At 51.8% G+C, this 13,825-nt stretch carries 10 protein-coding genes; 7 read left to right on the top strand and 3 right to left on the bottom strand.

The features are described from left to right. The first annotated feature begins 37 nt into the window (after positions 1 to 37). The 4 genes from BZG20_RS00550 (at position 38) to BZG20_RS00565 (ending at position 5,807) form a co-directional block, all read left to right on the top strand. Positions 38 to 1,411, top strand: coding sequence for an MATE family efflux transporter (locus BZG20_RS00550; RefSeq protein ID WP_231637374.1), 1,374 nt, complete (start codon positions 38 to 40; stop codon positions 1,409 to 1,411). A 150-nt stretch (positions 1,412 to 1,561) separates the two neighbouring features. After that, positions 1,562 to 2,233, top strand: coding sequence for an ABC transporter ATP-binding protein (locus BZG20_RS00555; RefSeq protein ID WP_046073188.1), 672 nt, complete (start codon positions 1,562 to 1,564; stop codon positions 2,231 to 2,233). Further along, the gene (locus BZG20_RS00560) at positions 2,214 to 4,679 is read left to right on the top strand and encodes an FtsX-like permease family protein (protein ID WP_077577786.1); all 2,466 of its coding nucleotides are present in this window, start codon (positions 2,214 to 2,216) and stop codon (positions 4,677 to 4,679) included. Before BZG20_RS00555 ends, BZG20_RS00560 begins: the two co-directional genes overlap by 20 nt. A 39-nt stretch (positions 4,680 to 4,718) precedes the next feature. Next, positions 4,719 to 5,807 carry a lipocalin-like domain-containing protein gene (locus BZG20_RS00565; protein ID WP_077577787.1) on the top strand — a complete coding sequence of 363 codons (1,089 nt, stop codon included), beginning with the start codon at positions 4,719 to 4,721 and terminating at the stop codon, positions 5,805 to 5,807. On the opposite strand, the gene cra is transcribed toward BZG20_RS00565, so the two are convergent. After that, the gene (gene cra / locus BZG20_RS00570; RefSeq protein WP_077577788.1) at positions 5,804 to 6,817 is read right to left on the bottom strand and encodes a catabolite repressor/activator; all 1,014 of its coding nucleotides are present in this window, start codon (positions 6,815 to 6,817) and stop codon (positions 5,804 to 5,806) included. The two genes, BZG20_RS00565 and cra, sit on opposite strands and share 4 nt — an antisense overlap. Positions 6,818 to 7,245: 428 nt before the next feature. Here cra and fruB point away from each other — a divergent pair, with 428 nt between their 5' ends. The 3 genes from fruB to fruA are packed head-to-tail and all read left to right on the top strand — an operon-like array spanning position 7,246 to position 11,123. Next, positions 7,246 to 8,415 carry a fused PTS fructose transporter subunit IIA/HPr protein gene (gene fruB / locus BZG20_RS00575; RefSeq protein ID WP_077577789.1) on the top strand — a complete coding sequence of 390 codons (1,170 nt, stop codon included), beginning with the start codon at positions 7,246 to 7,248 and terminating at the stop codon, positions 8,413 to 8,415. Next, positions 8,412 to 9,365 (top strand): 1-phosphofructokinase, encoded by a 954-nt coding sequence (pfkB, locus tag BZG20_RS00580; protein ID WP_046073192.1) that lies wholly within the window; start codon positions 8,412 to 8,414, stop codon positions 9,363 to 9,365. The genes fruB and pfkB overlap by 4 nt, the downstream gene beginning before the upstream one ends. Before the next feature lie 30 nt (positions 9,366 to 9,395). After that, positions 9,396 to 11,123 (top strand): PTS fructose transporter subunit IIBC, encoded by a 1,728-nt coding sequence (fruA, locus tag BZG20_RS00585; protein ID WP_077577790.1) that lies wholly within the window; start codon positions 9,396 to 9,398, stop codon positions 11,121 to 11,123. Positions 11,124 to 11,192: 69 nt separating this feature from the next. Here fruA and BZG20_RS00590 read toward each other — a convergent pair whose 3' ends face one another. Beyond that, entirely contained in the window at positions 11,193 to 12,641 is a 1,449-nt protein-coding gene (locus tag BZG20_RS00590) for a glyceraldehyde-3-phosphate dehydrogenase (RefSeq protein WP_077577791.1), read from the bottom strand. 402 nt (positions 12,642 to 13,043) lie between these two features. Further along, complete coding sequence (locus BZG20_RS00595) at positions 13,044 to 13,730, bottom strand: DUF3334 family protein (RefSeq protein ID WP_046073195.1); 687 nt, start codon at positions 13,728 to 13,730, stop codon at positions 13,044 to 13,046. Between the last annotated feature and the right edge of the window lie 95 nt (positions 13,731 to 13,825).

A 13,825-nucleotide genomic window follows, 5' to 3' on the forward strand; every position in this document is an offset into this window, starting at 1 on the left:
GTAAACTAACTAGGTTACCTATAGGTTGGAGTCGTGTGTGACCGTACTTTCCCGTCCTTTCTTTGATCCTGTGTTTTTAAAACGCTTACTTTTAATTGCGGTACCGATTGCGCTGCAAACCATGATGTTTTCGAGCCGCAGTTTGGTCGATATCCTGATGGTGGGACAGTTGAGTGAAGCGGATGTCGCCGCCATTGGTATTGCCGGTAAAGCGATGTTTGTCTCCTCCTTACTGATTCTCGGCGCCATGACCGGCGGCTCTATGCTGGTGGCACAATATTGGGGCGCGGGTGATCGGCAAGGCTTTCGTGAAAAAACGGCGCTGACTGTGACTTTAACCAATGCCACGGCGGCGTTAAGTGCGTTTGTCTTTTGGGCTTATGCAGATGTCATTGTGGGGTTTGCCAGTGATAATCCCACCGTTATTGCGCTGGGCCAAGACTACTTGCAAATTGCGGGTTTATCCCTGTTTTGTCTGGCCAGTGTATCCGGGTTGGCTGCCGGGCTTCGTGCCATGCATAAGCCAGGGATCAGCACCTTTTTTAGTGGGGTCGGGATCAGTGTCAACGTGGTGCTCAACTGGGTATTTATCTTCGGTAATCTGGGCGCGCCTGAACTGGGTTCGAAAGGGGCAGCAGTGGCGACTGTACTTAGCGGTATGGTTGAGGTTGTTGCCTTGTATGTCTATTTGTATCGCCGTCAACACTTGGTTGCCTTCTCTTTGGCTGATTGGCGTGCGTCATTAACGTTACTCGCCGTAAAGCGCTTTTTATCACTTTCGTTACCGACGGCATTTAATTTTTTAATGTGGTCGTCAGGCTTGTTCGTTTACCACGCGATTATCGGTCACGTTAACGAAGCAGGCTTGGCGGCTATTGCGGTTATCACGCCCGTCGAGTCACTTTCACTGTCGTTTTTGATTGGCACCGCCAATGCTGCCGCCGTTTTGGTCGGCAATAACCTTGGGGCGCAACAAACGGACACCGCTTACCACCAAGCCTGGCAGGTGGCGGTATTTAATTTTATCGCCGGCGTGGCAATTGCCTGTTTGATGTTGATGATTCAGCCCTGGGTGTTAAGTTTCTTCCCTGCATTAACGGGTGAGACCGCACAGATCACGGCTTATTTTTATTGGGCGATGTGTGCGTTGATTGTGGTGAAAACGATCCCCATGGCGATGATTGTTGGGGTACTGCGTGCTGGTGGTGATGTGCGCTACTGCTTGGGGCAAGATTTTGTTGCACAGTGGCTCATCGGCATTCCTGTCGTATTGGCCGCCGCGGCGGTTTTTGAGTGGCCGGTTTATTGGGTGTATGTGCTGCTGGGAGTGGAAGAAGTGGTCAAATGGATAGGGTCCTTGATTCGGGTGAAGTCAGGCGTTTGGCTAAATAATCTTGTTAATGATGGCTAAGGATAAACGAAATATAAATTGGGAAGCTGCCCATCGGTTTTAACGCTTTTCTCAGCCTCTTAATTGGGGTACATTGCCAAATTAATCAAACAGTGTGACCTAGTTCTCGTTTATTGCTGTTTTTAAGACACTATAAGGGTGTGCATTGGCATGTTAGCAATTAAAGGGCTGTGTAAAGGTTATCAGGATGGGAGCGATTTCCACCCTGTGCTGCAAGGCGCCGCGATGTCGCTGTCGTCGACTAGCCAATTGGCGTTGATGGGCGAAAGTGGGTCGGGTAAAAGTACCTTGTTAAATTTGATTGCGGGATTGGATAAACCCGACAGTGGCGAGATCTGGTTTGACGATACCCCCCTTCACCGATTGAGCGAGGCGGCACGCACGCAGTTTCGACGTCAAAACATCGGCTTGATTTTCCAACAGTTTAACCTGCTTCCCACCCTCTCTATTGCGGATAATATTCGCTTTTGTCGCCAATTAAAAGGCTTGAAAGAAGACGGTTGTCTGTGGCGACAAATTGTCTCTCAGCTTGACTTGATGCCATTGCTCAATCGTTACCCAGAAGAAGTGTCTGGTGGTCAACAGCAGCGCGCCGCCATCGCACGTGCGTTATATATGTCGCCCAAACTGCTACTTGCCGATGAGCCAACGGGAAGTTTGGATGAGCGTAATGCGGACGCGGTGATGCGCCTGCTTATCACGCTAACCGGTCAGCAGGAAGCTGGGCTGCTATTGGTGACACACAGTGATACCGTGGCCAGCTACTTGCAAGGTAGTGTGGGGCTACAAGGAGGCGTGCTCAGTGTTCGGGCCCGTCGCTAGCGCTTTATGGGGGCATTATCGCCGCCATCCGTTTCAAGTCTTTCTCGTCTGGCTTGGGTTAACCCTGGGTGTCTCTTTGCTGGTTGGTGTGTTATCGATAAACCAGCATGCGCAGCAAAGCTATCGCCAAGGTGCACAGCTTTTTAGCAATCCGTACCCGTTTAGCATTCATCATACCGAGCGAACACAGCGCGTGCCGCATGCTTTTTACATTGGCTTGCGCCGTCAAGGCTTGACGCAATGTGTGCCGATTGATCGTCTCGACGTTGTGACACCGTCACTTAGCGATATTCATCTGATGGGAGTGGATGCGATCGCGATGCTGCCATTTATCGCGAATCAGCGTACAGATGACGCCCCCTCATTGTCTCCCATGGATGCCATTTCAGTGCCTTATCCTGTCTATGTAGGAGAAGCCATGGCTGAGCACAAAGGCTGGGAAGAGGGGCAAATGATCGATTTGCTGGATTACCCGCCGATCGGCCCTTTGCGTATTATCGATAATGATGCGCTGAGTATGGGCACCTACTTGGTGGCGGATATGGCGCTACTGCGTAAGCTTTCGCCTCGTACTGGGTTTACCGAGGTGTTATGCGGGGATTTGTCTCAAGCGGAACGACAAACGATTCGTGACAATTTACCTTCAGCCTTGACGCTGACCAAAACCCAATCAACCCAACTAGGCCCACTCACCCGTGCTTTTCACTTAAATTTGCTTGCGATGGGATTATTGGCCTTTGTGGTGGGGCTGTTTATTTTTTATCAGGCGATTTCCCTTTCCATGACCCAGCGTCAGCCCTTGGTCGGTACCCTTCGGCAGCTAGGCGTTGATGGACGCCAGCTTTCTGGTGTTATGGCGACAGAGTTATTACTTTGGGTGCTACTTGGCGTGGTCAGTGGCAATGTGTTGGGTATGTTGCTTGCCAACCAATTACTCCCCGCGGTTGCTACGACCTTGTCTGATTTGTACGGCGCAGATATCACTTTAGTCATGCATTGGCAGTGGCAATGGGGACTCTACAGTTTACTCCTCGCTATTTTGGGGGCGGCGATGGCATCCGCTTGGCCGCTGGTGCGCTTAGTCAGCACCTCACCAGGGCGCTTATCGCAACGGATGACCTTGATGCGTGGCACACATCGAGAGTATGCCGTGCAGGCGATTTTAGCGGTGTTGCTTGGCGTGGCGGCGTGGGGCGTATCGTATCGGGAGACCAGCCAATGGCAAGGCTTTACCTTGATTGCCTTTACCATGTTAAGTGCTGCTTTAGCGCTGCCATATTTGTGTGGCGGGCTGTTTCATGCCAGCGCAGCAGCCTATGCGGGCGCGCGATGGCGATGGTTTTTCACCGATGCGGCGGCAAGTTTAAGTTACCGTGGTGTGGCGGCGATGGCATTTATGCTCGCGATTTCGGCGCATATTGGTATGGAAACCATGGTCGGTAGCTTTCGCACCAGCACTGAAACTTGGCTACAGCAGCGCTTGGCTGCGGACGTTTATGTTCGACCGAGCCATGCCGCTCTCAATGAGATGGAAACATGGTTGGTCAACAATAAAGACGTGGCGCAATTTTGGACCAGCTACCGGCGTGAGCTGACGGCAAACCAAGGGCGGCTTGAAGTGCTGTCGGTAGGAAACCGTCCGTCTGAGAAACAAACGTTGGCGATGAAGGCGGCTCAGCCTGATTATTGGGCACAAGTGCACCAAGAACGTGCCGTATTACTCAGCGAGGCATTAGCGGCTAAATTTGGCGTGGGCGTGGGGGAGAGCATTAACCTTCCCGCGCCGATGGGCGAGCGGTGGCAGGTTGCTGGGATCTATTACGATTATGGCAACCCCTACGGCCAGCTTGTGGTGTCTACACGCAGTGATGCGGGACAATGGCTAAAGCAAGGCCGATCATCACTGGCGGTGGTCTTGAATCAGGACACGCAAACAGAGCAATTCGTTGATCGCATCAATCACCGTTTTTCGCTGACCACCGGGCAGGTGCAAAACCAGGCGGATATCATGCGTTATGCAATGCGTATCTTTGATCGCACGTTTACTGTGACCGAAAGCTTGTGTGCACTGATGTTGGTTGTCGCGATATGTGGGTTGTTCTTTTCGACTTTGGCGACCGAGCTATCGCGCCAACGGCAATACAGCTTGCTACGTTACCTTGGCCTGTCAGGGCGTGAGCTCATTGCGCTCGGGGGAGGACAGTTAGTGTTGCTTGGTCTCACCAGTGCGCTGATTGCTATCCCGTTGGGGCTTGTGCTGGCGGGCATGTTGATCCATGTTGTCCTGAAAGCATCGTTTGGGTGGACCATGACCATGAGCGTCTTCCCGATCAGCTATGCCACCACGATCGGGCTATCCATGTTGGCGCTTATGGTCGCAGGGGCTTGGCCTGTTCATCGCATGCTAAAACGCACCGCGGCGGCGTCGTTGCGTGATGCGCAGTAAAAAAGAGGCAGTGAAGTGATTCAGCGATGGAAGCGGAAAATGATACGTTCATTGTTAGGAGGCGGAGTGATCATCGCGCTCGGCGCGCTGGTATGGTGGGGTCAGCAGTCCGCATCGTCTCCTGATACCAGTGGAAATTTTGCCGTTTTTGATTCGCAAAGTGGCTTTGCCCCTGTAACCCCAGACCATACGCCTTCCTATCCCCAAGACATGGCGGCACACTCAGACTTTGCCACTGAATGGTGGTATTTGACCGCGACCTTAACCGACGCTAATGGAAAAGCGTATGGCGTGCAATGGACATTGTTTCGCCGCGCATTAGCACCGGATCGTAAAGAAGGATGGGCGAGTCAGCAGCTGTATATGGCGCATGTCGCTATCACGAGCGATGATAAACAATGGGAGTCGGAGCGCTTTGCCCGTGGTGGGATTGATCAAGCAGGAGTGACGCTGTCACCTTTTGAAGCTTGGTTAGACGACTGGCAATGGCAGGGCGGTAAACAACCTTTTCCTGCCAATGTGCGTGCAATGTGGCCTGCGCAAGGTAAGCAAGTAGGCTTTACGTTGGAGGTGCGCGAAAATGGACAACAGGTCAAGCATGGTGAAGAGGGATATAGTGTCCGTCATGCCAGTCAGCCGTCGGCTTCGTATTATTTTTCTTTGCCACAGCTAACCGTCAAGGGTGTGCTAACCATTGCGGGTGAAACCATTCCCGTGACAGGAAAAGGCTGGTTTGATAAGGAGTGGTCGAGTGGTGCGATGGCCGCCGAACAAACGGGATGGGATTGGTTTGGGCTTAACTTAGATGATGGCCGTGCGTTAATGGTTACCCAAATACGCGGCACCGAGCCGTTTATGTTTGGTTCATTACTGTTTCCTGATGGCCGAGTCGTGACGCTGAGCCAGGATGATATTCGTATGCTGCCGGTCAGTCATGCCAAGATGGCGGAGGGCGCTAACTTGCCGATTCGTTGGCAGATCAAAGTGCCCAGTGAGGACATTAGCCTTATCACTCAACCACTTAACCCACAGAGCTGGATGGACTTGAGCTTTCCCTATTGGGAAGGGCCTGTGGAAGTGCATGGCAGTGCCACAGGCCGAGGCTTTATGGAAGCGACAGGCTATTAACCCAGCCCGACCCAGGCTTGTGTTTGATGGGGGCGCCAAATCGGTTGGCGTTCAACCGTGATAACCCCAGGATGGTTGTCTCCTTGCGCGGCCGACACCGCGAGACTGAGCGCCGCGTCGCTAATTGCTTCAAATTGTTGAGGGAGAGACTGCACGCCGAAAGGAAGAAAATCGAGGATGCGGCTATCACCAAAGGTGGCAAAATACAGTGCAGTAGGGGCGATACCTGTTTGCCTAATGGCGTCCAGCACCCCTTCACACAGCGTGAAGGACGTGGTGAGCAAAGCATCGGGTAAGTCACCAGCTTCAATCCACTCTGTCATGAGCCTTTGTCCCTCAGCACGGCTAAAAGCTTGGCCGTAACGCACTTGTCCATCTACGCCTTGTGCCGCTAATGCACCACGAAAGCCGTTCTCCCTGTCTTGTGAGATGGCCAGCGATGGGACGGCCCCAATCAGCCCTGCTTGATAGACATCCGTTGGGGCAATTAACATCTCGGTGAGCTGGTAAGCGCCTTTTTCATCATCACTCAGCACATTCGCGAATTGGTTGGCATCCAGCCCACGGTCAATGGCAATGATGGGAGTGCCTTGCTGTTGTAATTTGGGGTAGAAGGTATTATCTGCAGGCAAACAAGAGGCGACGATTAACGCATCAATTTTCCTGGAGACGAGGGTCTCAGCCACTATTTTTTCTCGTTCTGGGTCGTCATCAGAGCCCGTGATAATAACCTGATAGCCCTGATCGTGGGCTTTTCGTTCAAAGAGTTTTGCCAACGTGGCGTAACTGGTGTTCGCCAAGTCAGGAACGACTAAACCAAGCGTTTGTGTGGTGCCTGCACGCAAGGCTGTGGCGGCGCGGTTCGGCTGATAATTGTGTTGTTCGACCACAGCCATCACGCGTGCTCGCGTTTTTTCACTGATCCGATAACGGTCGGCTTTGCCATTAATCACATAACTTGCCGTTGTGCGTGATACACCGGCAAGACGGGCAATTTCATCAAGCTTCATAAAGCGATCCTTAAGTAGGCCGATCGTTACTGATGGCTTTGTGAATGCGATCAAAGTTTACGCACTTCAGATCCATAATTTATTTGCATTATAAGCTAAAACGATTCAGCCTTAAAGCTGAAAGGTTTCAGCTTGTGTCAATTATTGGCGGCTGATCTCAAGATGCTGGAAAGACGATGCGGCTTATCTCTTCCGGCACTTATAAGTGGAAGAGATTGACCAAACGCCGGGAGCAATGTCTATCGCTTTACCTAAAAGCTGAATCGTTTCAGTTTTTAGGTAAAGCGAATGTGGCAAGTCAAACGCGAACACGGCCAATGAACGGTGACTTGCGACCAACCAATATGTCCGCCATGTCTCAGTGATACTGATGTGGCCGACGACAACATCAACCCGTGCCGCGGCACTGAAAAAAGAGGAACGACCTCATGTTGGCACTTAACGTACACGATATTCATATGCAGCAACACGCGGCGTCTAAGCACGAGGCTATCAAAGCCATGGCCGCAGCACTCACCCAAAAAGGGCTAGTCGACGCGGGCTATCAAGACGGTATGCTGGCGCGAGAAGCCCAAACCAGTACCTATCTGGGCAACGGTATTGCCATCCCGCATGGCACAACGGATACCCGCGATCAAGTTAAACAAACAGGGGTACAAGTGTTTCATTTTCCCCAGGGTGTTGACTGGGGAGAGGGAAACCTCGCTTACGTGGCCATTGGTATCGCCGCTAAATCAGATGAACACTTGAGTATCTTACGTCAGTTGACGCGTGTGCTGTCACAAGACGGCATAGAGCAACAACTAAAAACGGCGTCGGCGGCAGAGCAACTGGTTGCTTTGCTCAATGGGCAAACGGCGGATACTCAGGCCTTCACGTTTAGCAGCGACATGGTGTTAACTGGCTTTCCAGCGTCAGATATCACCACCTTGCAAGCCGTGGGCGCGGGATTGCTCAAAAATCATCACTGTTTAAATAGCGATGGCGTAAGCCAAGCCGTCGCTGGCCAGCCGGTGCACCTTGGTGAAGGGCATTGGTTGCTCGGTGTGGGAGACGGTGTACTGCAGAGCGGATTGTCGTTGGTGATGCCTGCGACGTCATTGTCTCACCAATCCCTGTCGGTCAGTGCGCTTTGGTGTGTCGCAGCCAACAACCGTGCGCATCTTCCTGTGCTCAATACCTTGATGCAATGGAAGCTTGATAAACAACTGGCGGCATCTGGCCGTTACTCGCCACAAGCGCTGGTTGATGCGTTGTCTGCTGAACCCGCCCCCGTACAACCTCATACAGCGGCGCCGTCTGAAGCGCCCACCGCAGAGGGGCCAACAGGGCTGTATACGGTGACGAATGCGCATGGTTTGCACGCTCGTCCTGGGGCGATGTTGGTCAATACGGCGAAAAAATTCAGTGCTGATATACAGGTTGCCAACGCTTCCACCCAGTCGGCGCCGGTTAACGCAAAAAGCTTGATGAAAGTGATCGCGCTTGGGGTGAAACATGGGCACCAGTTACAGTTTTCCGCCCAAGGAAGCGACGCCGAACAAGCGATTGCGGCACTGGGTGATGCCATTAAAGATGGGTTGGGAGAGAACGCATGAGTGCCATTCTGACCGTAACCTTCAATCCCGCACTCGACATGACAGGCTCAGTCAGTGCGTTGCAGCCTGGTGATGTCAATTTGGTGCAAAACTATACACTGCACCCGGCGGGAAAAGGCGTCAATGTCGCTCGTGTTTTAACGGATTTGGGCGCGACGGTCGCAGCGTCAGGTTTTCTTGGCGCAGATAACCAAGACCCGTTTGCCCACCTTTTTACCGAACACGGCATTGCCGATCACTTTTTGCGTGTACCGGGCGTTAGCCGCACCAACGTCAAGCTGGTTGAAAAAGCGGGACGTGTCACTGATTTGAATTTTCCTGGTATGGCGGTTGAACAGGCCGATATTGAGGCATTGACGGCGCGGTTGCTTAGTCTGGCTGAGCACCATGAGTGGATCGTGCTTGCGGGCAGTTTACCTCCCGGCGTCTCGACCGAGCAGTTGACCGCTTGGATAACCACCTTGCGCGATGCAGGGAAAAAAGTGGTTGTTGATACCAGTCAGCATGCCTTACGCGCAGCCGTTGAGGCAACCCCTTGGTTGGTTAAACCTAATGAAGCTGAACTGGCTCAATGCCTCAACGCGCCGATTAGCAATGAGCAAGCCGTGTTGCTGGCGCGCGGTGAGCAATTGTTTAACCAGGGGATCGCGAATGTGGTTATTTCTCGCGGCGTCGATGGGGTGCTTTGGCGCGATAAGGAAGGCTGGCTTAAGGCTGTGGCGCCTGCGCAATCAGTGGTGAGTACCGTTGGGGCGGGGGATTCTTTAGTGGCAGGGCTGGTATCAGGATGCCAGGCCGGCCTAAGCAAAGAGGCGGCGCTGTGTCGCGCGGTCGCTATCTCTGCGCTTGCTGTCACCCAAGTGGGGGTCGGTGTGCGCAATCGTAAAGACGTGAACCAATTAATCGAAAAAATCAGCGTGTCGCCTGTTGAGCTGTCAGTGCACGCGTAATAAAACCAATCCATGAGTGGGGTAAAAGGTATGAATCTGGTGATTGTGACGGCGTGCCCAAGTGGCGTCGCCAATACCGTTATCGCGGCTGGGCTGTTAGAAAAGGCCGTGATGTTAAAAGGATGGACGGCACAGATCGAGTGTCAGTCCAGTGTACAACCAACCCAGGCGGTATCGACAACTGATATTGAAAACGCTGACCGTGTTCTTTTGGTGGGGGAGCCAAAAGAGTCGGACCGCTTTAACGGCAAGCCTGTCTATCAAGCAAGCTTGAATGAAGTGATGGCCGATACCCAAGCGGTATTGGATGCCGCCGCGAATCATGCACAGCCGTATCACGCGCAGACGCAAAGCGAGAGCAGCACCGTCAGCATCGTGGGTATTACGGCGTGTCCTACCGGTGTTGCGCATACCTTTATGGCGGCAGAAGCGGTTGAAGAAGCGGCTAAAGCGAAAGGTTATCAGGTCAAAATTGAGACACGTGGCTCGGTAGGTGCGAAAAATGCATTAACAGATCAGGAAATTGAAGCGGCGGATCTCGTCTTTATCGCGGCGGATATTGAGGTCGACTTGAGCCGATTTGCGGGTAAACGTTTATACAAAACCAGTACGGGCACGGCGTTGAAAAAAGCGTCGCAGACGATCGATGATGCGCTTGCTAACGCAGAGGTCTATCAAACAACGCAAGCGAGTTCATCGAACAGCAGTGCCAACCAAGGTGAGCGCTCAGGTGTCTATAAGCACTTGATGACAGGCGTATCACATATGCTCCCTCTGGTCGTCGCCGGCGGGTTGGCTATCGCGCTCTCGTTCGTCTTTGGTATCGAGGCGTTCAAAGAAGAAGGGACGCTTGCGGCGGCATTAATGCAAATTGGTGGCGGCAGTGCATTCGCGCTGATGGTACCGGTATTGGCCGGGTTTATTGCCTTCTCAATTGCAGATCGCCCTGGTCTGGCGCCCGGCTTGATTGGTGGTATGCTTGCCGCGTCTACCGGTGCTGGGTTCTTAGGGGGGATACTGGCAGGTTTTATCGCCGGTTACAGTGCTAAATTTGTGGCAGACAAAGTCAGTTTGCCGGCCTCAATGGAAGCCCTTAAACCCATTCTCGTGATCCCTTTATTAGCCAGTTTGTTTACCGGTTTGGTGATGATCTATGTCGTGGGCGGGCCTGTCTCTGTTGCCATGGAAAGTCTTACCAGCTTCTTGCAGGGTATGAACTCGACCAATGCGGTGATCCTTGGCGTCGTTTTGGGCGCGATGATGTGCTTTGACCTTGGCGGTCCCGTCAACAAAGCGGCGTATACCTTTGGCGTCGGCCTGATTGAGAGTGGTACCTATATGCCGATGGCAGCCATTATGGCGGCAGGTATGGTGCCGGCGCTAGGGATGGGGCTATCGACGTTCTTAGCCAAGCGTAAATTTAATGATGCAGAACAAGAGGCGGGTAAAGCATCGTTTGTGCTTGGGCTGTGTTTTATCTCGGAAGGGGCGATTCCATTTGCGGCCAAAGACCCAATGCGAGTGATCCCATCGTGCATCGCAGGTGGTGCACTGACAGGAGCGATATCTATGCTAATTGGTGCAAAACTGATGGCACCACACGGTGGCCTCTTTGTGCTGTTGATCCCGAACGCAATCAGTCCGGTGTTGATGTATTTAGCCGCCATTGCCGCAGGTACGCTGGTAACTGGTTTGGTTTATGCGGTGCTTAAGCCCGTCAGCCAACCGTCACCCTTGACGGCGGCTGAACAGTCTTAACCTCACATTGAGTGGCGGACACGTAATAAAAAAGGCCCATCAGGGCCTTTTTTATGGCGGTAAAACGGGTTAAGAAAGCGCTTCTGGCTCGGGAACCATCGGATAGCGTACTCCCATCATTTGTTCCATGCAGTGAACAACCTGGCAGCTGTAGCCAAATTCGTTGTCATACCAGATGTATAGCACACAACGGTTTCCCTCGGCGATCGTCGCTTGGCTGTCCACCACGCCGGCAAAGCGCGATCCCACCAAGTCACTTGATACCAACTCCGTCGACTGGGTAAAGTCTATTTGCCCAGAGAGTGGTGAGTACAAGGCCACATCTTGCAAATAGGCGTTGATTTCGTCTTTGTGAGTTGGGTTATCTAAATTCAGGTTGGCGATAGCCATGGAAACATTTGGCGTGGGTACACGTACAGAGTTCCCCGTTAACTTACCTTTTAGCGCGGGCAAAGCTTTCGCGACCGCACTGGCGGCACCGGTGGACGTGAGAACCATATTCAATGAGGCAGAGCGACCACGGCGATCGCCCTTGTGGTAATTATCAATGAGGTTTTGATCATTGGTAAACGAGTGAACTGTCTCAATGTGTCCGCCATCAATACCAAATTTATCGTGCATGGCTTTGAGCACGGGTGTGATTGCATTGGTGGTACAGCTAGCGGCAGAAATAATTCGATCATCTTCGTTAATCACATCATGATTAACACCGAATACGACATTTTTAAGCTCGCCTTTGCCCGGCGCGGTGAGTAGCACTTTCTTGGCGCCTTTGCTGTCAAGGTGTTGACGCAAGCCTTGTTCATCACGCCACATGCCTGTGTTATCGACCACCAGTGCATCATGAATACCGAATTGGGTGTAATCGACTTCTGTTGGGTTATTGGCATAAATGACTTGGATAAAATTACCATTGGCGATCAATGCATTGCGCGATTCATCAACGGTAGTGCTGCCATTGAATGGGCCGTGTACAGAATCGCGACGCAGCAGGCTGGCGCGCTTTTCCAGGTCGCCTTCTTTTCCGCCACGCACCACGATCGCGCGTAAACGTAAGGGATAGCCGGGACCGCTTTTTTCAATCAGTAAGCGCGCGAGTAAGCGACCGATACGACCAAAGCCATAAAGTACTACGTCTTTAGGGTCGACTCGATTACCCGTTCCCAATAAATGCCCCAATTGGTGATGTAGAAAATCAGGAATGCCGTTCTCACTGTCATGCTGTTGCCAGTAGGTCCATGCGAGCTGACCGATATCGATTTTACTGGGAGCAAGATCTAATTCAGCCATCACTTCGATCAACGGCAACGTTTGGCTGGGCGATAAGGTGCCCCCCGTATAGCGGCGCGCAACGCGGTGTGCCTTAATGATATCAATGGTGCTAGCGTTGATCAGTTGACGACCGAACAGTTGAATTTCAACGCCTTTTTGGCGGTAAAGCTGGCTAAGCAGCGGATACATGGTTTCAGAGTGAGTTTGACTGGTTTGCCAATCGAGTAGGTAGCTTTCTGGACTCATGAATCGACCTTTTTCACGAATGATAGTGGGTGGGCAGGGTGCCCAGTAGGGTATTTGGCTGATCGTCGCCAGCCTTTTGATTTTGCCGCGCAGTCTAAATGATGCGGAATTATTCACCTACTAAAAAAAAGTGGGCAGAGATAAAGACTTATGAGGGCGAGAGGTGGGGAAACGACGACCACAATATCTATCAAATGTGATCAAGATTGTAACTCATATGAAACAAATCAAATTGGGCACTTATAACTGTGAAGTGCTGTGTCCGTTGAATTGCCTTAATAATCGTCAAGAAAAAAGTAAGCAAAGAAGAAAAAACACAAGTTACACGCGTCTTTGCAGCGAAGCGTTACAAATCGATAGCAACTTGTGTTTATGTCTTAGCGACAGTAAGAGGGGGAGGGGTTAAATCCCTAGTTCGTCAAGTAAGTCATTACTACCGCTGTCTTTTTTGTCGCTTTTGTCGTTAGACTTTTCTTCTAGTTGGCGTACTGTTTCTGCTTCCAGAATGGAATCAGGATCAACCTCTTCCCCTTCTTCAAAGTCCTGAAGCTGAATAAACTCGGTACGCTCCATGGCAAGCTCAAGATAGAAGATATTGTTGTGCTCAGTGGTAAAGCTCACGCGGCGCGCCTGTGGCTTGTCGATGTTGCTATCGACTGACACCGTAATATTTTTGTTAACCGCCATCATCTTCGGCTGGTTTTGGGTGATAGAGGTTTGGATTGAACGCTTAATCTTACCGGTGAAATCGCCAATAATCTGGTTCATGAGCTCACCGAGCACATCGCCCACTTCATCTGCGGTGTGTAAGCTTGCTAACTCTTCTTCGGGGATCCCCATATGCTGCATGTAATTGCGGTAAATTTCTAACGCCGCGGCGGAGGAGAAGTTGATCACAACAAGGCCAGAGAAGCCACCATCAAACAGCACAAAACAGCCGAGGTCAGGCTTGAGGCTGGTTTTGGCAATCTTTTGTACCATAGCAGCATGGTGTACGGGAGAGTCAGTCGCTTTGGTTAATACTGCCGTGGCGGACTGACACAGTTTGAGCAGAATGTCCTCGGAGGTGACTACTTTGGTTTTTCTCATTATTCACTACCGTCATGGTTGATAAAACTTACTGTCAGTGTGGCACTGGATTGCGCGATTTGTACACCGATTTTCCGGATATCCGGATAAGGGAT

Origin of the sequence: Salinivibrio sp. IB868 (assembly GCF_001995655.1) — a bacterium.
Lineage (GTDB): Bacteria > Pseudomonadota > Gammaproteobacteria > Enterobacterales > Vibrionaceae > Salinivibrio > Salinivibrio siamensis.